The sequence below is a fragment of the Comamonas sp. CMM03 genome (genome assembly GCF_019218715.1).
Classification (GTDB): Bacteria; Pseudomonadota; Gammaproteobacteria; order Burkholderiales; family Burkholderiaceae_C; genus Comamonas; species Comamonas terrigena.
Window position 1 is genome coordinate 404,541 of the sequence record NZ_JAHUXB010000005.1, and the last position, 22,445, is coordinate 426,985.

At 67.1% G+C, this 22,445-nt stretch carries 20 protein-coding genes and 2 pseudogenes; 12 read left to right on the forward strand and 10 right to left on the reverse strand.

What is annotated here, in order from left to right; translation table 11 throughout:
* Window positions 1–28: 28 nt before the first annotated feature.
* From KW830_RS18720 to KW830_RS18730, 3 genes are read right to left on the reverse strand one after another with little or no spacing between them, the layout of a single operon-like run.
* Window positions 29–1,141, reverse strand: coding sequence for an isopenicillin N synthase family oxygenase (locus KW830_RS18720; protein WP_066534921.1), 1,113 nt, complete (start codon window positions 1,139–1,141; stop codon window positions 29–31).
* Window positions 1,138–2,535, reverse strand: a complete 1,398-nt coding sequence (locus tag KW830_RS18725) for an O-acetylhomoserine aminocarboxypropyltransferase/cysteine synthase family protein (RefSeq protein WP_218334027.1) — start codon at window positions 2,533–2,535, stop codon at window positions 1,138–1,140. Before KW830_RS18725 ends, KW830_RS18720 begins: the two co-directional genes overlap by 4 nt.
* The gene (locus KW830_RS18730) at window positions 2,532–3,101 is read right to left on the reverse strand and encodes an OsmC family protein (RefSeq protein ID WP_218334028.1); all 570 of its coding nucleotides are present in this window, start codon (window positions 3,099–3,101) and stop codon (window positions 2,532–2,534) included. Before KW830_RS18730 ends, KW830_RS18725 begins: the two co-directional genes overlap by 4 nt.
* A 212-nt stretch (window positions 3,102–3,313) precedes the next feature.
* Between KW830_RS18730 and KW830_RS18735 the strand changes: the two genes are divergently transcribed.
* Genes KW830_RS18735 through KW830_RS18750 form a run of 4 tightly spaced genes read left to right on the forward strand, consistent with a single transcriptional unit; the run spans window position 3,314 to window position 7,408 of the window.
* A complete protein-coding gene (locus KW830_RS18735; RefSeq protein WP_066534918.1) occupies window positions 3,314–4,339 on the forward strand; it encodes an ABC transporter substrate-binding protein in 1,026 nt (341 codons plus the stop codon).
* A complete protein-coding gene (locus tag KW830_RS18740; protein WP_218334029.1) occupies window positions 4,336–5,427 on the forward strand; it encodes an ABC transporter permease in 1,092 nt (363 codons plus the stop codon). The genes KW830_RS18735 and KW830_RS18740 overlap by 4 nt, the downstream gene beginning before the upstream one ends.
* Complete coding sequence (locus tag KW830_RS18745; RefSeq protein ID WP_066534916.1) at window positions 5,421–6,227, forward strand: ABC transporter ATP-binding protein; 807 nt, start codon at window positions 5,421–5,423, stop codon at window positions 6,225–6,227. The genes KW830_RS18740 and KW830_RS18745 overlap by 7 nt, the downstream gene beginning before the upstream one ends.
* A complete protein-coding gene (locus KW830_RS18750; RefSeq protein ID WP_218334030.1) occupies window positions 6,227–7,408 on the forward strand; it encodes a cytochrome c in 1,182 nt (393 codons plus the stop codon). The genes KW830_RS18745 and KW830_RS18750 overlap by 1 nt, the downstream gene beginning before the upstream one ends.
* Window positions 7,409–7,511: 103 nt before the next feature.
* Here KW830_RS18750 and KW830_RS18755 read toward each other — a convergent pair whose 3' ends face one another.
* From KW830_RS18755 to KW830_RS18785, 7 genes are all read right to left on the reverse strand, one after another.
* Window positions 7,512–8,447, reverse strand: coding sequence for a CysB family HTH-type transcriptional regulator (locus KW830_RS18755; protein WP_066534910.1), 936 nt, complete (start codon window positions 8,445–8,447; stop codon window positions 7,512–7,514).
* A gap of 30 nt (window positions 8,448–8,477) precedes the next feature.
* Entirely contained in the window at window positions 8,478–8,837 is a 360-nt protein-coding gene (locus tag KW830_RS18760) for a VOC family protein (protein ID WP_218334031.1), read from the reverse strand.
* Between the two features lie 498 nt (window positions 8,838–9,335).
* Complete coding sequence (locus KW830_RS18765; protein ID WP_066534906.1) at window positions 9,336–9,989, reverse strand: methionine ABC transporter permease; 654 nt, start codon at window positions 9,987–9,989, stop codon at window positions 9,336–9,338.
* Entirely contained in the window at window positions 9,973–11,046 is a 1,074-nt protein-coding gene (locus tag KW830_RS18770) for a methionine ABC transporter ATP-binding protein (RefSeq protein WP_218334032.1), read from the reverse strand. Before KW830_RS18770 ends, KW830_RS18765 begins: the two co-directional genes overlap by 17 nt.
* Window positions 11,047–11,054: 8 nt before the next feature.
* Window positions 11,055–11,882: a MetQ/NlpA family ABC transporter substrate-binding protein gene (locus KW830_RS18775; protein ID WP_218334033.1), complete on the reverse strand. Its 828-nt coding sequence runs from the start codon at window positions 11,880–11,882 to the stop codon at window positions 11,055–11,057.
* Between the two features lie 11 nt (window positions 11,883–11,893).
* On the reverse strand, window positions 11,894–12,721 hold the full coding sequence (locus tag KW830_RS18780) for a MetQ/NlpA family ABC transporter substrate-binding protein (protein ID WP_045266294.1): 828 nt from the start codon (window positions 12,719–12,721) through the stop codon (window positions 11,894–11,896).
* Between the two features lie 75 nt (window positions 12,722–12,796).
* A complete protein-coding gene (locus tag KW830_RS18785) occupies window positions 12,797–13,630 on the reverse strand; it encodes a VOC family protein (protein ID WP_218334034.1) in 834 nt (277 codons plus the stop codon).
* A 300-nt stretch (window positions 13,631–13,930) separates the two neighbouring features.
* Between KW830_RS18785 and KW830_RS18790 the strand changes: the two genes are divergently transcribed.
* The 8 genes and pseudogenes from KW830_RS18790 to KW830_RS18820 form a co-directional block, all read left to right on the forward strand.
* Window positions 13,931–15,547 carry a TIGR04028 family ABC transporter substrate-binding protein gene (locus KW830_RS18790; protein ID WP_255578856.1) on the forward strand — a complete coding sequence of 539 codons (1,617 nt, stop codon included), beginning with the start codon at window positions 13,931–13,933 and terminating at the stop codon, window positions 15,545–15,547.
* Window positions 15,548–15,559: 12 nt separating this feature from the next.
* Window positions 15,560–16,498, forward strand: coding sequence for an ABC transporter permease (locus KW830_RS18795; protein ID WP_218334036.1), 939 nt, complete (start codon window positions 15,560–15,562; stop codon window positions 16,496–16,498).
* 4 nt (window positions 16,499–16,502) lie between these two features.
* A complete protein-coding gene (locus tag KW830_RS18800; protein ID WP_218334037.1) occupies window positions 16,503–17,483 on the forward strand; it encodes an ABC transporter permease in 981 nt (326 codons plus the stop codon).
* Window positions 17,480–19,237 (forward strand): ABC transporter ATP-binding protein, encoded by a 1,758-nt coding sequence (locus KW830_RS18805; protein WP_218334038.1) that lies wholly within the window; start codon window positions 17,480–17,482, stop codon window positions 19,235–19,237. Before KW830_RS18800 ends, KW830_RS18805 begins: the two co-directional genes overlap by 4 nt.
* Window positions 19,170–20,258, forward strand: a complete 1,089-nt coding sequence (locus KW830_RS18810) for a putative FMN-dependent luciferase-like monooxygenase (protein WP_218334039.1) — start codon at window positions 19,170–19,172, stop codon at window positions 20,256–20,258. Before KW830_RS18805 ends, KW830_RS18810 begins: the two co-directional genes overlap by 68 nt.
* 13 nt (window positions 20,259–20,271) lie before the next feature.
* Window positions 20,272–20,913 (forward strand): annotated as a pseudogene (locus tag KW830_RS21570) (CMD domain protein); the annotation flags it as partial.
* A 90-nt stretch (window positions 20,914–21,003) separates the two neighbouring features.
* The gene (locus KW830_RS21575) at window positions 21,004–21,579 is read left to right on the forward strand and encodes an alkylhydroperoxidase domain protein (RefSeq protein ID WP_315536523.1); all 576 of its coding nucleotides are present in this window, start codon (window positions 21,004–21,006) and stop codon (window positions 21,577–21,579) included.
* Window positions 21,580–22,051: 472 nt separating this feature from the next.
* Window positions 22,052–22,445 (forward strand): annotated as a pseudogene (locus KW830_RS18820) (TolC family protein); the annotation flags it as partial.

Sequence of the window (22,445 nt, forward strand, 5' to 3'; positions counted from 1 at the left end):
ACATCACACAGAGCCTGCTGAACAAGGTTCAGTAGGCGCTGGGCTTGGCTGTCTTGTCCAGCAGGGCAAATTGCGCCGGGTAGAACTTCTCCGCCACATCCAGGTGGGAGCGCACCCGGCCCTTGAGTGCATTGGTGCCGATGTGGCTGAACAAGGGGTTCAGCGGGTCGCTCTCGGGGCCACGGGCCTGCTGCGCCAGATGGGAGGGCAGGTCCAGCAGCGGCACTTCCTGGGCGTGCAGGCTGGGCGAGAAGAAATACGCGATCGAGTAGCGGCTGACGCCCGAGCGGGGAGACAGCACTCGGTGCACATTGGCGCGCAGATAGCCGTTGGTGGCCAGCTCCAGCATTTCGCCGATGTTCACCACAAAGGCGTTCTTGCGGGGCGGCACATCCAGCCAGCCTTGCGGGGTCTGCACCTGCAGCCCGCCCACCTGGTCCTGCAGCAGCAGGGTGAGCAGGCCTCCATCCTTGTGGGCTCCGACGCCCTGGTCGGACTGGCCCTGGGCCTGGCCGGGGTAGTGGATGATCTTCAGGCGGTTGTTGTGCGGCGGTGCCACCAGGGCGTTCAGGGCCGTGGCGGGCTGCTCCAGTGCCACCAGAAAGGCCTGGAGCAGGCGCTTGGCCACATCGCGCGTGGTGTCGAGCCAGGCCAGGATATCGCTTTGCAGCTGCGGCAGCTCGGCAGGCCACTGGTTGGGGCCTTGCAGGCCCCACCAGGCGGGCGTGTCGGCGGCTTGTGCCACGGGCTCCAGCTCTTCGCCGAAGTCGATCTGTTCGCGCAGGTCGGGCTGCAGGCGGGTGATTTCACCGCCCACACCGGTGTAGCCCCGGAAATGGCGGGAGTGGTGGATGGCAATGCGCTGCTTCACCTCGGGGGGCAGGGCGAAGAACTGGCGGGCCACGGCTTCCAGCCGCTCGATCTGCTCGGGCGCAATGCCATGCCCTTCCAGATAGAAGAAACCGATGTCGCGTGCAATCCGGGCCAGCCGGGCGTGGGCGGGCGTGTGCCGGGTGGAGTCGCCCAGCTCGGCCAGGTTGATGACCGGCAGGGAGTCCAGCGGGGTGTCCAGGGCGGAAAGGGCCTGGGCAGCATTCAGGGATGTGGTGGCGGGGCGAAGGGCTTGTGCAACGGTGCTCATGAAGGCTCCTGGAGAAGTTCAAGGTGGGGTGTGGAGGCGGGCAAGGCCGTGGCGGTCTGCGCATGGCCCAAGGCCTGGCCCAGGTCGGCCAGCAGGTCGTGCGGGTGTTCGATGCCGATGGACAGGCGCACCAGCCCCGGGGCAATGCCCACCCGTGCCAGCTCGGCATCGGTCAGCTGGTGGTGGGTGGTTTCCGCCGGGATGGCGGCCAGGGATTTGCTGTCGCCGATGTTGACCAGGCGTAGAAACAGCTGCAGCGCGTCATAGAAGCGCTGGGCGGCGGGGCGGCCGCCGTGCAGCTCCAGGGACAGCAGCCCGGGCACGAGGCTGCCGCGCAGGTACTGCGTGGCATGGCCGTGGTCGGGATGGCCGGGGTGGGCCACGTGGTGGATGCGCGCCACCTGGGGTTGGGTCTGCAGAAAGTCCAGCACGGCCCGGGTGTTGCTGCTGATGCGTTCCATGCGCAGCGCCAGCGTTTCCAGCCCTTGCAGCAGCAAGAAAGCCGAATGCGCCGCCAGCGTGGCGCCGGCATTGCGCAGCATGACGGTGCGTGCACGGGCGACCAGGGGGGCATCGGGATAGCGTTCGGTGAACACCACCTGGTGAAAGGCCGGATCGGGGTGGGTCAGCTGGGGGTAGCGGTCGGACCGGGCCTGCCAGTCGAAGCGGCCGCCATCCACAATCAGCCCGCCCATGGCCGTGCCGTGGCCGCCGATGTACTTGGTGGCCGAGTGCACCACCACATCGGCGCCATGCTCCAGCGGGCGGATCAGCAGGGGCGTGGCGCTGGTGTTGTCCACCACCACGGCCACGCCCTGGGCATGGGCCAGCGCGGCAATGGCGGCGATGTCGGCGACATCGCCGGAAGGGTTGCCCACGGATTCCAGAAACACTGCCTTGGTCTGCGGCGTGAAGGCCGCGCGCAGGGCGTCGTGGTCGCCCCGGCCCACCACGGTGCTGGCAATGCCGCGGCCTTGCAGCACATGCACGACCAGGTTGTGGGAGCCGCCATACAGGGCCGAGGCCAGGATCACATGGTCCCCGGCCCGGGCCAGCGTGGCCAGGGTGATGTCGATGGCAGCCATGCCGGAGGCCACGGCCAGTGCGGCCGTGCCGCCTTCGAGCCGGGCGATGCGCTGCTCCAGCACGGTCTGCGTGGGGTTGCCGGTACGGGCGTAGATATGGCCTTCCTGCACCAAGTCGAACAGTTCGGCGCCGTGCTGTGCATCCTCGAACAGAAAGGATGTGGTCTGGTAGATGGGCACGGCCGCGCTGCGCTGGTGCTGCAACCCGTCATAGCCGGCGTGCAGCACGACGGTGTCGGGCTGCCATGCGGGTGTGGGCGCTGGCACAGGCGCTGGCGGCTGCCGGCCCTGGGCAGGTGCGGTGCTCATGCGGGCTGCGCTTCCTTGGCGGCAGGGGCTGCGGCCTGGGGGGCCGGCTTGGCGCGCACCAGCGTGCCCACGACCTGCTGCGGGTTGCGCAGCAGGTTCAGAATGGGGCAGTTCTTCTCGACCGCCGCGAACAGCTCGTTCAGCTGCGCATCCGAGGCGCTGGAGGCGACCTGGACTTCGTACTGGATGTTGTGCGGCCAGATAGGGGGGACCTCGTGGCCGGGGTGGCCGCCGCGCGGATCGATGGTGCCGCGCACATCCACTTCGATGCTGTCCAGCGGCACCTGCAGCAGCGCAGCCTGGATTTCAAAGATGTGCGTCACGCAGGTGCCCAGCACGCCCAGTTGCAGCTCGGGCGAGGAGGGGCCCAGGTTGAAGCCGGCAAAGTCGTAGGGGCTGTCGCTGATGACCTGGTGCTCGCGGATGCGCAGGCGGCGGATGCCGCTGCGGCCTTCGGCCGAGACATGGGCGTGCAAGGACGTGGCCTGGGCACTGCCGTCGGCAATGCGTTGCTGGCGAGCCAGTACGGCGCGGCGTTTGTGGGACAGATAGTCGTTCAGGCTCATGGTGTGCTCCGTTGGAATGCCGCCATGGTCTGCCAAGCCTGCACCGCAAGGCTACGAAGCTTTTTGTGTTTGCATATGCGCTTTTTGCTGTGCGGCCGTCGCCTGGGCGCGGCGGTGTTTTGCGCATATGGATACACGCTTTCGTTCGTTGCTGCAGCGCGGTCTGGCGTCCTATCGTGCTGCCACTTTTCACAGTTTCCTGGAGGGAGCACATGGACGAATTTCTGCCCACGGCGCACGGCACGCCCTGGAACCGCCGCCATTTCCTGGGAGCGGCTGCGGCCGCTGGTGCAGCCGGTGCCGCAGGCCTGCTGCCGCTGGCGGTGCATTCGCAGCCGCGCAAGATCACCCTGGCCTGGAGCCAGGCCAGCTTCTGCCAGGTGCCGGTGCCGATTGCGCTGGAGCGCGGCCTGTTCGAGAAGAACGGCCTGCAGGTGGAGGTGCTGAACTGGGGCGGTTCTGCCGACCAGTTGCTGGAGGCGCTGGCAACCGGCAAGGCCGAAGTGGGGGTGGGCCTTATCCACCGCTGGGTCAAGCCGCTGGAAGCCGGGCTGGACGTGAAGATCGTGGGCAGCGTGCACGGCGGCTGCCTGCGCCTGGTTGGGGTCAATGCGGCCGGGGTGACGCGCGATGTGAAGTCGCTCAAGGGCAAGGTGATCGGAGTGGCCGACCTGAACAGTCCGGCCAAGCAGTTCTACGGCATCCACCTGGCCAAGCTGGGGCTGGACATCGACAAGGATGTGGAGTGGCGGGTCTACCCTGCCGACCTGCTGGATGTGGCGGTGAAGAAGGGCGAGGTCCACGCCATTGCCGATGGCGACCCGAATCTCTACCTGATCGAAAAGCGCAACCCCGGCGTGTTCACCGAACTGGGCAACAGCGCCACCGGGGAATATGCCGAGAAGATCTGCTGCGTGCTGGGCGCGGGCGCCAAGTTCGTGCGCGACGACCGCAAGAGCGCTGCCGCGGTGGTGCGTGCATTGGCGCAGGCATCGGACTATGTGGCCGAGAACCCCAACGAGTCTGCCAAGATCTTCGCCAAGTACACGCCCAAGTTCGAGGTGCCTGATCTGCAGCGCCTGATTGCGGAGCTGACGTACAAGCACCATCCGCACAACAGCCGTCTGCAGGATGAGGTGCGTGAATTCGCAGCCGATTTCCGTTCGGCCGGCATTCTGAAGAAGAGCACCGACCCGGCACGCTTTGCGCGCCATATTACCCAGGATGTGCTGTCATGAGTGGCGCCACCGTACTTCTGGAGCTGGCGCCGCAGGCCGGCGCGCCGATCCTGCAGCCCGCCACGCCCACGGCCGCACCTTCGACCACGGCCACCGCCGTGGCTGCGGATCCGGCACCTTCTTCGGCGGAGCAGGGTGTCTGGCGCCAGGGTCTGGTGGCGGCCCTGGCCTGGCTGCTGCTGGGCGCGCTGACCTGGTGGTGGCCCAACAAGGAAATCGGCTTCAGCGACTGGGCATACACCACGGAGTTTGCCGTGCTCACGGCCGCGCTGGCTGTGCTGCTGGCCGCGCTGGCCCTGGCGGGCGAGCGCGCGGGCCGGGTGCTGCGCTGGCTGCGGCCGGCGGGTGCCTGGCTGATCGCTGCGCCGGCGCTGCTGGCAGTGTGGGAGGTGCTGACGGCCAAGCTGGGCGTGCTGCCGCCGCCATTCTTTGCGCCGCCGCAAAGCCTGCTGGAGGTCTACCTGGACGATTCCGCCCGGCTGGGGCTGTCGGTGGCGCATTCGCTGCGGCTGCTGGTGCACGGCATCGTGATCGGCAGCCTGGTGGGTTTTGTCACCGGCGTGTGGGTGGGCTGGTCGCGCGTTGCGGGCTACTGGGTCCATCCCTTACTGCGCTTTCTGGGACCGGTTCCGGCATCGGCACTGCTGCCACTGGCATTCTTCTTTGCCCCCAGCAGCTACAGTGCCGCGGTGTTCCTAGTGGCATTGGCCACCTTCTTCCCGGTGGCGGTGCTGACCTGGTCCGGGGTGGCCAATGTCAGCAAGAGCTATTACGACGTCGCCCGCACCCTGGGTGCATCGGAATGGTTTCTGGTGCTACGCGTGGCGATTCCGGCCGCGCTGCCCCAGGTGTTTGTGGGACTGTTCATGGGGCTGGGCGCGTCGTTCTCGGTGCTGATCACGGCGGAGATGATGGGCGTGAAAGCGGGCCTGGGCTGGTACCTGCAGTGGGCCCAGGGCTGGGCGGCCTACGCCAATATGTACGGCGCGCTGCTGGTGATGGCGGTGTTGTGCTCGGGCTTGATCACCCTGCTGTTCACCGTGCGTGACCGGCTGCTGGGCTGGCAGAAAGGAACCGTGAAATGGTGAGCGCTGCAAATGCAAGTGCCAGCAATGCGCAAGCGCTGGAGAACCCGGAGTCCCAGACCGGGGCACGCATCGATATCGCCCAGGTGTCGCACCAGTTTGCCCAGCTGCCGGTGCTGAGCGATGTCAGCCTGCAGGTGCAGCCGGGCGAGTTCGTGGCCCTGCTGGGGCCCAGCGGTTGCGGCAAGTCCACGCTGCTGCGCCTGGTGGCCGGGCTGGAGCCACCGCGCAGCGGCCACATCACGCAGGATGGCCAGCCCATCACGCGGCCCGATCCTTCGCGCATCGTGGTCTTCCAGGACCCGACCTTGTTTCCCTGGCGCACGGTGCGCGACAACGTGGCCCTGGGGCTGCAGGCGCGCAAAGTGCCCAAGGCACAGCATGCCCGGGTGGACGAGGCGCTGGCACTGGTGGGGCTGTCCGAGTTTGCGGACAGCTACCCGCACCAGCTCTCGGGCGGCATGGCCCAGCGTGCCGCACTGGCGCGTGCCCTGGTGAATGAGCCGCAACTGCTGATCCTGGATGAGCCGCTGGGCAAGCTCGATTCGCTGACCCGGCTGACCATGCAGGCCGAGCTGCTGAAACTATGGCAGCGCGCAGGCTTTTCGGTGCTGCTGGTGACACACGATGTGGAAGAGGCCTTGTTCCTGGCCAACCGGGTGGTGGTCTTCTCCGACCGTCCGGCCCGCACCGTGGCCGAGCTGGCCGTGGATCTGCCCTATCCGCGCCACCGCACGCAGCCACGCTTTGTGGAGCTGCGCCAGCAGGCGCTGCGCCATCTGGGACTGGGTGATGCGACCTGATGCCTGAGCGGATTGCAGACGCACCCTGGCTGTTCTGGCTGTTGGAAGCGGTGCACCGGTGCCAGGTGGGCCTGCTGCAGCTGTGGCATGCGCTGGGCCTGAGCGGCGAGGTGGACGGCCAGCCTGCCTGGCCCTGGGCACAGCGCATGGCGGGCGAGCGCCTGCTGCAGGACCTGGGCCAGGCACGCCAGCTGGTCTGGAGTCTGGCGGCCGTGGCCGCCGTGCTGGTGCTGGTGGGCGTCGCGGTACTGTGGCGGCGCGGCCGGCCCTGGCTGCTGGCCGGCGCCTTGCTGGCCCTGGTGCTGGCGCCCTGGCCGGAACGCCAGGTGGTGCTGGCATCGGCGGTGCCCACCAGTTTTCACCGCAACCCTCTGCCTTTTACCGATGCGGCGATCGTCCAGGGCGCGGCGCTCTACCAGCGGCAGTGCCTGCGCTGCCATGGCGAAGCGGGCAACGGGCAGGGTCCGGATGCGGCAGACCAGCCGGTCTGGCCGCCCAGTTTTTCCGGCCCGCTGCTGTGGCGCCGTGCGGAAGGAGAGCTGCTGCAGGCGGTGCGCCATGGCATGCAGGATGCGCAGGGGCGCACGACCATGCCTGGCTTTGCCGCGCAGCTGTCGGTTCCCGAGAGCTGGGCGTTGCTGCATTTTCTGCGTGCCCAGGCGGCGGGACAACTGCTGCGTGCCACGGGCAGTTGGGCCCAGCCCATTGCCTTGCCCGACATGCCGTTGCGCTGCCACCGCCCGGACAAGCTGCAGGTGCGCGACTGGCAGGGCCAGCGCCTGCGGGTGGTCAGCAGCGCCCGCGTGCAGGATGTGGCGCCGGACCCGCGCATGGTGACGCTGTGGCTGCCCCAGCCGGGGCAGGATGCTGCGCACCTTCCAGACCATGTGGATTGCTCCGTTACCTCGGGGGCGACCGCGTTGCAGGCACTGGGCTGGATCAATGCGGGCGAATCCGTGCGCGAGGTGCAGTTGCTGGCGGACAAGGCCGGTTGGCTGCGGGCGCGCAACGGCCGGGGCATGGAAAGCTGGAGCGATGACGATCTGCTGTGCCGCACCACGGATGCGCCGGCCGCTGCCCGGGGGCACACCGAAGAGGACGGCTTGACCCGCATTCTGCGGCGCATGGATGCCGAGCCGCTGGGCTATGTGCAGGGTGGGCGGGTGCACGGCGGGCGCTGAACGCGGCCCACGTACCGCAACCACGGTCGCATTTACTGCGGATGAAAAAAAGCAGTCCTGCCGCGGTGCAGGACTGCTTTGTTGAGGAGGGAGGGACAGGGTTTCAGCCGTCGCTGTCTTCGTTCAGCTTCTGGCGCACCACATCCGGCGTCAGCGTGGGCACAAAGCTTTCGATGAAGTGGTAGGCATAGTCGCGCAGCCAGATGCCCCGGCGCACGGCAATGCGGGTGAGGTTGATCTCGAACAGGTGGCGGGCATCGATGGCGCGCAGCAGCCGGTCACGCTCGGGGTCGAATGCGATGGAAGCCACGATGCCGATGCCCATGCCCAGCTCCACATAGGTCTTGATCACATCGGCATCCATGGCGGTCAGCACCACCTCCGGTGCCAGGCCTTCGCGTGCAAAGGCCTCGTCAATGTGGGCGCGCCCGGTGAAGCCATGCTCGTAGGTGATGATGGGGTGGCGGGCCAGATCCTCCAGCGAAATCGGCGTGCTCTGCTGCAGCAAAGGGTGATCGGGCGGGACGATCACGCTGTGGGACCAGCGGTAGCCGGGCAGGGTGACCAGTTGCTCGTAATCGGCCAGGGCTTCGGTGGCCACGCCGATGTCGGCTTCCCCGGTCAGCAGCATGTCGGCAATCTGCTGGGGAGAGCCCTGGCGCAGGTGCAGCGTGACGCCCGGGTAGATCTGGCGGAAGTCCCGCACCACGGCAGGCAGGGCATAGCGGGCCTGGGAGTGGGTGGCCGCGACGTAGAAGACGCCTGTGTCCTTTTCCTTGAAGTCCTTGCCCGCGTTCTTGAGGTTGCCGGCCTCCAGCAGCAGGCGGTCGATGATGGGCAGCAGGGTCTTGCCGGGCGTGGTCAGCCCGGTCAGCCGTTTTCCGGCGCGGGTGAATATCTCGACCCCGAGCTCTTCTTCCAGTTCACGGATCTGCCGGCTGATGGCGGGCTGGGAGGTGAACAGCACGGACGCCACTTCCGTCAGGTTGTAGTTGTTGCGTGCGGCTTCACGGATGGAGCGCAGTTGCTGGAAATTCATGGTGAGGGCTCCACGGTCTGTAATGATTTTTCAGTGGGCAGTTTCCAGAAACTCCAACTGATTGCCGGCCGGGTCCTTGACGTAGATCTGTTGTGCCGGCTGGTCGGGGTGGCTTTCGATGAAGGCCAGGTCAAAGGCATGCAGGCGCTGTTTCAGATCGCCGATGCCTTGCACGTTGAACGCCACATGCTGCGATGGCTTGCGGCCCGTGGCCCCGGTCTCCGGCGTGAAGCACAGGCGCTGCTCGCCCATCTCGAACTGCAGCAGTTGCTTGGTTTCGGGGGAATGCAGTTCGTGGGCGCCCAGCACCGTGGCATAGAAAAAGCGGATGGCTTCCTTCGAATGGGCCGGAAACTGAAAATGGATATGGTTGACCGAGGTGATGATCATGTGCGTGCACAGCCCTTGCGGCCCGGGACAATCCGCGGGTTGCAACAAGCCTGGTGTATTCAAAGGGATGGGGAAGCGGCGCCAGCGTTTGCTGGGCCTACCGATGGCAGAAACCCGTGGGGTCTGACGGGGCGGTCAAGGAGCCCGTCAGGGACAGGGAAATACCGTGCGCTGGAGTAGGTGAGTGGCGCTCATCAATGCCTCGCCCAAAAAGAAAGTGGGTATGGCAGCCACTATAAAAAAACTCGCTTATAAATACAATAAATGTTTTATTACTTTTTAATTACCTAAAGATATTTAGATTACTGAATATGCCTGCAGTGCTGTTTGTGCTGGGTGCTCTGTCGTGGGTGATTGGCAATGCAGCGCCTGAGGATGGGGCCGTGTGCAGGACAAGGCCGGTCGTGCGGGCGCCCATGTGAAACCGCCAGCGACCCGTGCCACAAATGGCTGGGGTCGCTGGCGGTGGGATGTCGGGCCGCCGGGGCGGCTGCGGTGTCAATGCCGGTGGTTGACCTTGCGCGACAGGGTTTCGCCGGCGAACTGCACGATGGACACCAGTGCCACCAGGATCACGATGACTTCGAACATCACCCGGGTTTCATAGCGTTCGTAGCCGTAGCGGATGGCCAGGTCGCCCAGGCCGCCCGCGCCCACGGCGCCGGCCATGGCCGAGGCGTTGACCATGGCGATCACGCTCACTGTCATCCCTCCGATGATGCCGGGCAGGGCTTCGGGCAGCAGCACATGGCGCACGATGTGCCAGCGCTTGCAGCCCATGGCGCGCGCGGCTTCCACCAGACCCGGATCCACATCGTTCAGGCTGACCTGGGCGATGCGTGCATAGAAGGGGATCAGGTTGACCGACAGCGGCACCACGGCCGCCCAGGTGCCCAAGGTGGTGCCGACGATGCTGCGGGTGACCGGCAGCAAGGCCACCAGCAGAATGATGAAGGGAATGGCACGGAAGATGTTCACCGTCACCGACAGCCCTTTGTAAAAGCGCGGCCGGGTGTACAGGCCACGCGGGCCGGTGATGGTGAGCACGATGGCCAGCAGCAGCCCCAGGCCGATGGCGATCAGCGAGGAGGTGGCCACCATCAACAGGGTTTCGGCAAAAGCCTGCAGGTATTTGTCAATCGGCGCGGACATAGCCCAGCAGCTCCAGGTGGTCGGCGCCGGTGGAGTGGCGCAATGCATCGAGGGAAGGCAGGTCGGTGGCCGGTGTGGACACCAGCAACTGACCCAGTGAATGGCCGCGCAGCCGGTCCAGCCCGCCGTGCAGCAGCGTGGCCTGGCTGCCCAGGGCGGTCAGGGCCTGCAGCGGCAGGCCTTGGGGACGCTGCGCACCGGCAAAGCGCAGGCTGAGCACGGCGCGGTCGGCGCTGCTGCTGGGTTGGGGCAGCAACTGGCGGGCCAGATCGGGGGGCAGGCCTTGCTGCAGCGGCTGCAGCAGCGCTTGCGTGGCGGCGGCCTGCGGTGCGCCGAAGACGCGCCAGACCTCGCCGATTTCCTGCACCTGGCCCTGGTCCAGCACCAGCACACGGTCGCAGATGGCGCGGATCACCGCCATGTCGTGGGTGATCAGCACCACCGTCAGGCGCAGCTGGCGGTTGATGTCGCGCAGCAGGGACAGGATGGACTGTGTGGTTTCCGGGTCCAGCGCGCTGGTGGCTTCGTCGCACAGCAGCACTTCGGGCCCGTGCACCAGAGCACGGGCAATGCCGACACGCTGCTTCTGGCCGCCGGACAGCTGTGCCGGGTAGGCCTGGCCCTTGTCCGACAGGCCGACCAGGGCCAGCAGTTCGTCCACCCGGGCCTTGATGATGGCCGGGCGTTCACCGGCCACACGCAGCGGCAGGGCCACGTTTTCGCGCACGGTCTTGGCGGACAGCAGGTTGAAGTGCTGAAAGATCATGCCGATGCGCCGGCGTAGCGCGACCAGGGCGTTTTCGTCCAGCTGCGCCGGGTCCACGCCGTGGATCTGCACCCGGCCTTCGGACGGGGTCTCGAGCGCATTGATGGTGCGCAGCAGCGTGGATTTGCCGGCGCCGCTGCGGCCGATGATGCCGAAGACCTCGCCATGGTGGATGTCAAAGTTCACCGCCGACAGCGCCTGGACCTGGCTGCTGCGGCCGGCGTAGGACTTGCCCACGCCGTCGAACACGATGTGCGGTGCCAGTTGCACCGGAGGAGGGAGGGTGGTCATGCAGTCGCTCAGAACGCCGGAATCAGCGTGCCTTCGTACTTGGTTTCGATGAAGCGGCGGATGGCTTCGGTCTGGAAGGATGCCACCAGGGCCTTGACCCAGGGCGCGTCCTGGTCCTTGCTGCGCACGGCAATGATGTTGACGTAGGGGTTGTGCTCGCGCTTTTCCACAGCGATGCCGTCGCGGGTGGCGATCAGGCCGACCTGGTAGGCAAAGGTGTTGATGACGGCGGCGGCGTCCAGATCGGGCACCGAGCGGGCCAGGACGTTGGAGGCGGCTTCCACCAGCTGCAACTGGCGAGGGTTGGCGGTGACGTCTGCCAGCCCCACGGTGCTGGAGAAGGGGTCGAACCCGTCGCGCAGCTTGATCAGCCCCTGGTCGCGCAGGATGACCAGGGCGCGGGTCTGGTTGCTGGGGTCATTGGGAATGCCCACCCGGGCCTTGGCGGGCAGATCCTGCAGGCGCTTGTGCTTGTTTGAGTAGAAGGCGATCGGGGCAATCAGCGTGTTGCCTGCGGAGACGATCTGGTAGCCGCGCTGGCGCACCTGGTCTTGCAGAAAGGGCAGGTGCTGGAAGGCGTTGGCTTCCAGGTCGCCGTTGTTCAGCGCCTCGTTGGGGCTGACCGCGCCGCCCAGCACGACCAGCTGCACATCAAGGCCCTTGGCCTTGGCGGCCTTGGCCACTTCGGCCCACAGCTCTTCACCGATGCCGCCACGGATGCCCACGCGCACGCGCTGGGCCGCCTGGGCGGAAGGGAGTTGCAGCAAGGCAGCGGCGCCTGTGCCCAGCAGGGCGGCCAGTGCGCCGCGGCGCGAAGTTGGGGAAAAATGAATCATGGATGGCTCTCTCAGAACGCGGGAATCACCGAGCCCTGGTATTTCTGCAGGATGAACTGGCGCACCGGTTCGGACTGGTAGGCGGCCACCAGTTGCTTGGCCCAGGGGGTGTCCTGGTCCTTGGCGCGCACGGCAATGAGGTTGGTGTAGGGGTTGCGCTCGCGCTTTTCCACGGCAATGCCGTCGCGGGTGGCGACCAACCCCGCCTGGTAGGCAAAGCTGTTGACGATGGCGGCGGCGGCCAGGTCATCCAGCGAACGGGCCAGCACCACCGAGGCCACTTCCACCAGCTCTACCTTCTGGCGCAGCGCGGTCACGTCGGCCAGGGAGGCGGTGCCGGTGAAAGGGTCGAAGCCAGGTTTGAGGTCCAGCACGCCCTGGTCGCGCAGCACCACCAGGGCGCGGGTCTGGTTGCTCGGGTCGTTGGGGATGCCCACGCGCGCGCCGGCGGGCAGGTCGGCCAGGCGCTTGTACTTGCGGGAATAGAAGGCAATGGGGGAGATGTAGGTGTCACCTGCCGATACCAGCTGGTAGCCGCGCTGCTGGTTCTGGTCGCGCAGGAAGGGCTGGTGCTGGAAGGAGTTGGCTTCCAGATCGCCGTTGTGCACACCTTCATTGGGGCTGACCGAGCCGCTGAGCACCACGGGCTTGACGTTCAGGCCGCGTTCCTTGGCGACCTTGGTCACCACCTCCCAGATTTCCTCGTCCACACCGCCGCGCACGCCCACGCGGATCAGGGCCGGGGTGGTGGTGGCGGCCGTGGCCAGGGCGGAGAAGGTGCCGGCCGCAGCAGGCAGCAGGAAGGCAGCAGAGGTGCGCAGAAAGTCGCGTTTGTTCATGGTGGATCCGGTCGGTGGGATGGAATGGGAGGCAGTATCCCGAGCCACCGGGGCCCGGGCAACGAAGCTTTGCGGCTATGCAAATGCGCTTTGCGCATGAGCACCGGGGTGCGCGGTGGGATGAGCGGAGGTGCCGGTGCCGGGGTAGGCGATCAGCTCCAGCCGGGTGCCATGGGTGTTGCCATGTACCACGGGCCCCAGAGGGTTGGCCTGCGTGGTGTGCAAGGCGATGGCAAACGGGCCTTCGCCTTGCAGGGACAGCCGCTGGGCGGCTTCAGGGCTGGCGCTGGCGGATTCCAGCTTCAGCGCGGTGCTGCCCAGCTGCAGGCTGGCAGCGCCTTCGGCAGGGACCGGGGCATCCGCCAGGCCCAGCAGGGCACGGTAGCGTTCCAGTGTGGCGGCCACGTCGTGCACGGCCACGTGCAGCTGGGCGACGCCCTGCACGCCATTGGCGTGCTCACGCACCGGGCCTTCAGGCACGCGCAGGGCGCGGGGTGTGACATCGCCGCACAGGAAAGGCAGATCGGGCGTGGCAGGGCGGGCGTTCTGCCAGCGCAGTTCCACCCCGTCGGGGCGCAGCCGCCCGCCATCGACCGGGGGCTGGTAGGCCAGGCCGCGCGACAGCGCCTGTGCCACCACCTGCGGCGTGGTGCCGGGCAGCAAGGCAAAGTCCACGATGCCGGGGCCAAAGCGGCTGAGCTTGGGCCACCAGGGGTGGGCTTCTTCCGGGCCTTTCCAGGCGATCAACTCAAAGTAGGAGCCGTCCTGGAACACCACCAGTGCGTTGTGGGTGGCGCGGCCCGGGTGGTCCCCGCCCGGGGTGACGGTGAATCCCAGATTGCGGTAGTCGTGGATGGCGGTGTGCAGATCGTGCACGGCAATCACGATGTGGTCCAAAGGCAGTGACATGGGAGGCTTTCTCTGAGGTGGGAAAGCGCCATGCTCGCGCGGCTGCGGGCGGGCGGCAAATACGGAATACGGCTTTGGTTATGCGGTTTGTGCCGGGCGCTGCATATCTGCTGGCCGCATATCCAAGTGCGAAAACAGAGGTTCAAAAAGGCGAGCGGAATTCCTAGCATTCAGGCCATCTGGAAGGTTTCCCTTGGAGTCTTCCGACTCTTGCATAACAGCGCCTCAATGGCATGAAGGATGGATGGTCTCGTGCAACTGCAACGCAAAAACAAACGTCAATGGTGGTGGCTGGCAGCCATGGCTGCGGGAGTCTGGGTGGCGGGATGCTCCCAGCAAAGCAGCACTTCGGAAGGCGCATCGGCAGGTGCTGCCCTACAGGGAGGCGAGCTGGTCTATCTGGAGCAGCAGGCCCACACCAATCTGTATCCGCCGGCCGGCGGCTTCTATCCCAACGGCGGTGTGCTTAACCAGATCACCGACAAGCTGACCTACCAGGACCCGAAGACGCTGGAAATCCAGCCCTGGATCGCCGAGTCCTGGGCCATCAATGACCAGGCCACGGAGTTCACGTTCAAGCTGCGTTCTGGCGTGACGTTCTCGGATGGCACGCCGCTGGATGCGGCGGCCGTGGCCAAGAACTTCGACACCTACGGTCTGGGCAACAAGGCGCTGAAGCTGCCGGTGTCCGAAGTCATCAACAACTACCAGCGCAGCGAGGTCGTCGACCCGCTGACGGTGAAGTTCTATTTCAGCAAGCCGTCGCCGGGATTCCTGCAGGGTACTTCGGTGATCGGCTCGGGCCTGGTGTCGCTGGCCACGCTGGCACGGCCTTTCGAAGAGCTGGGTGATGCCACGCGCATCATCGGCTCCGGCCCCTTCGTGGTGGAGCGTGAAACCCTGGGCAAGGAGCTGCTGTTCAAGGCGCGTGCCGACTACAAGTGGGGCCCTGCCAAGCATGCGCACCAGGGCCGTGCGCGCCTGGACAGCATCCGTCTGGTGGTGACGCCCGAGGACAGCGTGCGCATTGGCGCGCTGCTGTCGGGCCAGGCGGGCCTGATCCGCCAGGTGCAGGCCTATGACGAGAAGCGGGTGCAGGAACAGAACTTCCAGATCTACGCGCCTTCCACCCGCGGGGTGAACAACAGCATTGCCCTGCGCCCGGACAACGCCCTGGTGGCCGATCTGCGCGTGCGCCAGGCGCTGCTGCATGGGACGAACACCGCCGAAGTGGTGCAGACCCTGTTCTCGGCCAACTACCCGCAGGCCACCTCGGTGATTGCCAAGTCCGCCGCCGGGTATGTGGACCTGTCGTCCGAGCTGAAGTTCGATCCGCAGCAGTCGCAACGCCTGCTGGACGAAGCCGGCTGGACCCTGGGGGCCAACGGCCTGCGCCAGAAGGACGGCCAGGAGCTGGTGCTGACGGCCTATGAATCCCTGCCGCAGCCGCAGAACAAGGAAACCCTGCAGCTGGTGGCCCAGCAGTGGGGCAAGCTGGGGGTCAAGCTCAATGTGCTGGCCGGTGATGCGGGCAGCAAGACGCTGGACAGCCTGGATCCGGCCAAGACGCCGGTGGCGCCGGGCATGGTGGGACGCGCCGATCCGGATGTGATCAAGAGCAACTACTACCCCACGAACCGCAATGTACTGCTGCAAAAAGGGGGTGTGAGCCAGAAGGTCAACAGCTTTGTGGATGACAAGCTCAACGGCCTGCTGGACGCGATTGCGGCCGAGACCGACGCCGCCAAGCGCCTGCAGCTTACCGGGGAAGTGCAGCGCTATCTGATTGCCCAGGCCTATGTGATTCCGATTTTCGAGGAACCCCAGGCCTTTGCCGGTGCCACGACGGTCAAGGATGTCGGGTTCGAGGCCGTGGGCCGACCCAGCTTCTACGCCACCTGGCTGGCCAAGCCCTAAGCGGAGGCGCGCATGACGGCATATCTGTTGCGGCGCACCGGCCAGGCCCTGCTGGTGCTGTGGGCGGCGTTCTCGGTCTCGTTCGTGCTGCTGCAGCTGATGCCGGGGGATGCGGTGCTGATCAAGTTCCTGAACCCCGATCTGGGGCTGGGGCCGGAGCAGATTGCCGATATCCAGGCCGCCTATGGCGCGGACCAGCCGGTCTGGCGCCAGTACCTGCACACCTTGGGGCAGTTTTTGACGGGCCATTTCGGCTATTCGCTGCAGGCCGGGGTGCCGGTCAGCGAAGGGCTGGCCACCAACCTGCCGCCCACGCTGCGCCTGGCGGCACTGGGGCTGGCTGCGGCACTGCTGCTGGCCCTGGGCCTGGCGCTGGCCGCCAGCATGGTGCGGGTGCGGGCCGTGCGTGCGCTGCTGCAGTCGCTGCCCTCGCTGTTCGTATCGATCCCGGTGTTCTGGCTGGGCATCATGCTGATCCAGTGGGTGTCGTTCCGCTGGGGCTGGGTGCCGGTGATCAATCCCGGGCCGTGGCAGGGGCTGATCCTGCCCACGCTGACGCTGGCCGTACCCATTTCTGCGCCGCTGGCGCAGATCCTGATGCGCAACCTGGATGCCGCGCTGGCCCAGCCCTATGTGGCCGTGGCACGGGCCAAGGGCGCCTCGCAGCTGCATGTGCTGCTGCGCCATGCCGCACGCAATGCCTTGCTGCCCGTGCTGACCATGGCCGGTGTGCTGTTCGGCGAGCTGCTGGCCGGCGCCGTGGTGACCGAGGCGGTGTTCGGCCTCAACGGCCTGGGCAGCCTGACCCAGCAGGCCGTGGGCAACCAGGACACGGCGGTATTGCAGGCCGTGGTCATGGTGTCTGCTGCGGCCTTTGTGACCATCAACCTGATCGTGGACCTGCTTTATCCCTGGCTGGATCCACGGCTTCGCCATGCGGCAGGAGGCTGACGCGATGAATGCATTGACACACAACGAAGGGCTGGCGCTGCGCGCACCGGCGATAGATGCCGTGCAGGCCACGGTGCCGCAAGTCGCCGTGGCGGCCACAGCGGCCACAGCGGTTGTTGCGCCTGCTGCCCCCGCCCGTGCACGCCCATGGGCGCAGGGCCTTGGCCTGGGCTTGCTGCTGCAGCGCGCACGGCAGGTGCCGCGGGGCCTGTGGCTGGCCTGGACGGTGCTGGCCGTGGTGCTGCTGTGGGCCGTGGTGCCCGGCTGGTTCAGCAGCCACGACCCCCTGGTGGGGCTGGCGGGCCAGCAACTGCGCGCACCGGGTGCCGGCCATTGGCTGGGGACGGACGCGCTGGGGCGCGATGTCTGGGCCCGGGTGGTACACGGTGCCGTGCATTCGCTGTCTGGCGCGCTGGTGGCCGTGGGAGTGGGCCTGGTGGCCGGCACCGCGCTGGGCCTGATCGCGGGCGCCGTGGGCGGCCGCACCGACGAGGCGCTGATGCGGGTGGTGGATGTGCTGCTGGCCGTGCCGTCGCTGCTGCTGTCGCTCACCATCATCATCGTGCTGGGCTTTGGCACCGTGAATGCGGCCATTGCCGTGGGGGTGGCATCGGTGGCCAGTTTTGCGCGCCTGGTGCGCTCGGAAGTGGTGCGCGTGCGCCGTACGGAATATGTGGAAGCGGCCTTTGGCAGCGGCGGGCGATTTGGTGCGGTGCTGTGGCGCCATGTGCTGCCCAACTCGCTGACTTCGGTGGTGGCGCTGGCGGCGCTGCAGTTTGGTACGGCGATTCTGGCCATCGCCACCCTGGGCTTTCTGGGTTATGGCGCACCGCCACCCACACCGGAATGGGGGCTGCTGATCGCCGAGGGCCGCAATTACCTGTCTACCGCCTGGTGGCTGACATCGGCCCCAGGCCTGGTGGTGGTGGCCGTGGTGCTGGCGGTCAACCGCATCAGCGTGTCGCTGTCGGGAGCACGCCCATGAGTGCCTGGCAAATCTGGCGACAGCGCTTGCTGCGCACGGCAGCGGCAGAGCCTGCCACCGTCACTGCGCCCATTCCGGCGGACGGCCCGTTGCTGGAAATCGACAACCTGCAAATCGCCTACCGGGAGGCGGACGGGCTGCGCACGGTGGTGCACGGCGTCTCGCTGAGCGTGCGTGCCAGCGAGGTGGTGGCGCTGGTGGGGGAGTCCGGTTCCGGCAAGTCGACCACGTCACAGGCCGCGATCGGGCTGCTGCCGGACAACGGCCAGGTGGTGGGCGGCCGCATCCGCCTGCTGGGCGAGGACGTCACCCATGCCGGCGAGGCGCAATGGCGCAGCCTGCGCGGCCGGGTGGTCAGCCTGGTGCCCCAGGACCCGACGGCCTCGCTCAACCCCGTGCGCACCGTGGGTGCCCAGGTGGCCGAAGTATTGCAACTGCACGGCTGGCGCGATGCTGCGGCCGTGGAACAGCAGGTGGTGGAGTTGCTGCGCAAGGTAGGCCTGTCGCGGCCGGAGCTGCGCTACCGCCAGTACCCGCACGAGCTGTCGGGCGGCATGAAGCAGCGTGTGCTGATTGCCATGGCGGTGGCTCTGAAGCCTGCGCTGATTATTGCCGATGAGCCCACCAGTGCCCTGGATGTGACCGTGCAGCGGCGCATTCTCGACCTGATCGACACCCTGCGCCGGGAGACCGGCACCGCCGTGCTGCTGGTCACCCACGATCTGGGGGTGGCGGCCGACCGGGCCCACCGCATCGTGGTGCTGCGCCAGGGGCGCGTGCAGGAAGCGGGTGAGACGCTGCAGGTGCTGCGCCAGCCGCAAAGCAGCTATGCGCGCCAGTTGCTGGCCGATGCGCCGGCCCTGTCTACGCCGGTGCTGCGCACGGCAGAGCCGGACGATGCCGCGACGGTCACCGAATGGGCGGTGCAGGTGCAGGAGGTCGAGCACCATTTCCCCGTGCCGGGCCAGCGGGAGCCGTTCAAGGCCGTGGACGGGGTTTCATTCCAGGCGCGGCGCGGCAGCACCCATGCCATTGTGGGAGAGTCCGGATCGGGCAAGACCACCACCATCCGCGCCCTGGTGGGGCTGCTGCGGCCCACGGCGGGGCAGATCCGCATTGCCGGAGAGGATGTGACCACGCTGCGCGGCGAGGCTCTGCGCCAGTTCCGCCGCAAGGTGCAGCTCGTCTACCAGAACCCCTATGCCTCGCTGGACCCACGCCAGACCGTGTGGAACATTGTGGAGGAGCCGCTGCGCAACTTTGCGCCGCTGCCGGCCGCGGAGCGCCGCCAGCGCGTGCAGGCCACGCTGGAGCGCGTGGGGCTGGCGGCGGAGCTGCACCAGCGCCGCCCGCATGCCCTGTCGGGCGGCCAACGCCAGCGCGTGGCCATTGCCCGTGCCCTGGTGCTGCAGCCCGAGGTGCTGGTGCTGGACGAGGCCGTTTCTGCACTCGATGTGACGGTGCAGGCCCAGATCCTGCGCCTGCTGGAAACGCTGCAGCAGCAGCTGCAGCTGACCTATGTATTTGTCACGCACGACCTGTCGGTGGTGCGCCAGATCGCCCACACCGTCTCCGTGCTGCAGCACGGCAAGGTGGTGGAGCAGGGCACGGTGGAGCAGGTGTTCCTGCATCCCCGCAGCCATTACACCCGTGAACTGATCGCCGCCATTCCCGGCACAAGGAGCATTGATTTTGTCCAATCCCACCACCACCCCGAAGAAACGCCTGGGCTACTTCAGCCGATTGCTGGATGACGCCTCTGCCGGTGAACGCTACCGCCTGGTGACCGAGCAGATCGCCCATGCCGAGGCACTGGGCTTCGAATCGGCCTGGGTTGCCCAGCACCATTTCCATGAACATGAAGGCGGGCTGCCTTCGCCGCTGGTGTTTCTGGCCCATGTGGCGGCGCGCACCCAGCGCATCCGCCTGGGGACGGGCGTGGTGACGCTGAGCATGGAAAACGCCATCCGGGTAGCAGAAGATGCCGCGGTGCTGGACCTGCTGTCCGGCGGCCGCCTGGAAGTGGGGTTGGGAACCGGCGGCACGGCCGAATCGTTCGAAGCCTTTGGCGTGGGTAGCCAGGAGCGGGGCGCGGTCTATGGCCGCAATCTGGATGTGCTGCGCGCCGCCTGGCGCGGCGATGCCTTGCAAGGTGGGGTGAGGGTCTACCCCGCGGCCCCCCATCTGCTGGGCCGTATCTGGCAGGCCACGTTCTCGGTGGAGGGCGGCCAGCGCGCCGGCGCGGCAGGCGAAGGCCTGATGCTGTCGCGTACCCAGCCCCGCCCGGACCATGCGCCCAAGCTGTCGCTGTCGGAAATCCAGAACCCCATCATCGATGCCTATCTGGCGGCGCTGCCGGCCGGGCAGGCCCCGCGCATTTTGGGTTCGCGCACGCTGCTGGTGGCCGACCGCCGTGAAGACGCGCTGCGCTGGGCAGAGACCGGGCTGCGCCGCCTGGCGGTGCGCCATGCCCATGCATCGGCCGGCCCCTTCCCGCGTGTGGACCCCCAGGCCCCCTTGGAGCGGCTGATCGAAGCCTATGACGTGCACCTGGGCACGCCCGACGAGGTGATCGCCTCGCTGCAGGCCGATACGGCACTGGCGCGCACCACGGACCTGGTGTTCCAGGTGCATTCGATCGACCCGCCGCATGCGGCCATCCTGCGCTCGCTGGAGCTGACGGCCCGCATCGTGGCGCCTGCGCTGGGCTGGAGTGGCGCCGCTGGTGCCGCGGCGGCACCGGCAGGCACCGAACGCGAATTGCAAGCGGCTTGAGAAAGGCAGAACCATGACTGAAATCGTGCATGCACCCGAAGTCGCACCGGCGGGTACCCAGGCGGACACCCCTGTGGGCGCACAGACGGCAACGTCCGATGTGATCGACCTGCTGGCAGGTATTGCGCCAGGGGGCTGGCTGAACCAGTTGCGCCGGTCGCGGCCGCAGACCCGTGATCAGGCGCAAAAAAGCCATGATGCGCTGTTTGCTCCGGCGGCCCCCGTGGCGGGCCAGGTCAGTGCGGCGGAGCGCCATGCAGTGGCCGCCTTTGTGGCCTTGCTGCACCAGCAGGCGGCGGTGGCGGATTTCCATCTGCAGGCCCTGGAAGCCCTGGCGCCCACCTGGGTCCAGGCGGTGCGCCATGCCGCCGCCGTTGGCACGGTGCAAGGGCCGTACGGGCGCTTTCCCGAAGGGCCGCTGACGGTGGAAGACCGTGAAGGGCTGGAACTGCACCTGTCCGATACGCTGCGCACCGTGCTGGGGGGGCGGCTGCATGCTGCCTTGCGGCACGCGCATTTCCTGGTGTTCCATCCGCGGGATGCACAGCCGCAGCGCCTGCGCGTGCTGGAGGCTGCGGGCTGGTCGGCCGACGACATCGTGGTGCTGTCGCAGCTGGTGGCGTTCCTCAGCTTCCAGATCCGGGTGGTGGCAGGTCTGTGCGTGCTGTCGGCGCACTGGGACACGACCGCTGCTGCGACGGCACGCACCGGCGCATCGCAGCCGGTAGCGCCAGTACACGAGGAAGTGGTGCCGGGCACGGCCCCCGTCGTGTTCACCCAGGCAGAGCTGGACTGGCAGCCCTGGCTGGCGCCGCTGGAAGAGGCTGCGCTGACGCACCGCCACTATGACGGGCTGGTGGATGCGGTGCGCGCCAAGTCGCCGTACTTCCGCCTGCTGGCACGCGACCCGGACACCTTGGGTGCGCGCACCCGCACCGACAAGGACATCTTCTACAACCCCGAAGCCGGCCTGCCACGGGCCGAGCGGGAGCTGGCTGCGGCGGCCACGTCGCGCCACAACGGCTGCATCTATTGCGCTTCGGTGCATGCCCGGTTCGCCAGCCATTTCGCCCGCCGCCGCGAGGATGTGCAGCGCCTGCTGGATGAAGGCGTGCACGCCGATCTGGGGGCGCGCTGGAATGTCATCGTGGACGCCAGTGTGGCGTTGACGGACACCCCATCCCGATTCAACGCCTCCCATGTGGCCGCCCTGCGCACGCAGGGTCTGGATGCACAGGCCGCAGCCGATCTGCTGCACGCGGCGGCCTTCTTCAACTGGGCCAACCGGCTCATGCTGTCGCTGGGGGAACCCCGGTACTGAGCACATGGCAGGGCTGCGGGAGAGGGCGCATGCTGCCGCGCCTTGATGCTCCGCGGCTTCTATAACTTGCTGATGCTTGGCACCCATGCGGCTGCGCCGCCCCATCCCACACCCCGCTGTGTTCTACGCAGCGGGGTTTTTCTTTGCCGGGAAGGTGAGAGGGCCCCCAGGAGCATGTTTGCCCGGAGTGGGCCTTCAGACGGATTGCGGAAATGGGTGATGCAGGTGTCAGCCTGCACCAGGCTGGTGCAATCCAATCAACGGCACGGGGTTTGACACTAAATACCTAAATCCAGTGATTGCCTGCGATACCACCCGTCGCTAACATGACAAAAGTTTACAAATTGACAGCCGCTGAGTGATCCCCTCTACTGGGGTAAATGCGGTTTGAGTAGGGTTTGCTGTGGACAGTTTGTGCCCGCCTCCTGCCAGTGGCTGCTTTGGTGTTTCGATTCCATCTCAACCCGCCACCATGCAAGACCACTCTGTTTCCCTCTCCTGGCTGCCTCTGGCACGCCGCGCTGCCCTGGTTCTGGGCACGGGCGCTGTGCTCACCGGCTGCGCCAGCTTCAATGCCCAGCCCCTGACCGACGATGAGCTGCGCAGCCAGGTGCAGGCCGACCGCCAGCAACTGACGCAGGATGTGGCCCCGCTGCCCGCCACCGTCACGCTGGAAGAAGCCATTGCCCGTGCCATCAAGTACAACGCCGTGCAGCGCCTGCGCGCCATGGAAGAGGCTGTGGCCCAGGGGACCTACCAGGTCTCCAAATTCGACATGCTGCCCAAGCTGGTGGCCTCGGCGGGCTACCGCTACCGTGACGAAGAGCTGATCACCCGCAGCCAGGACTCGGTCACCGGTCGTCCCT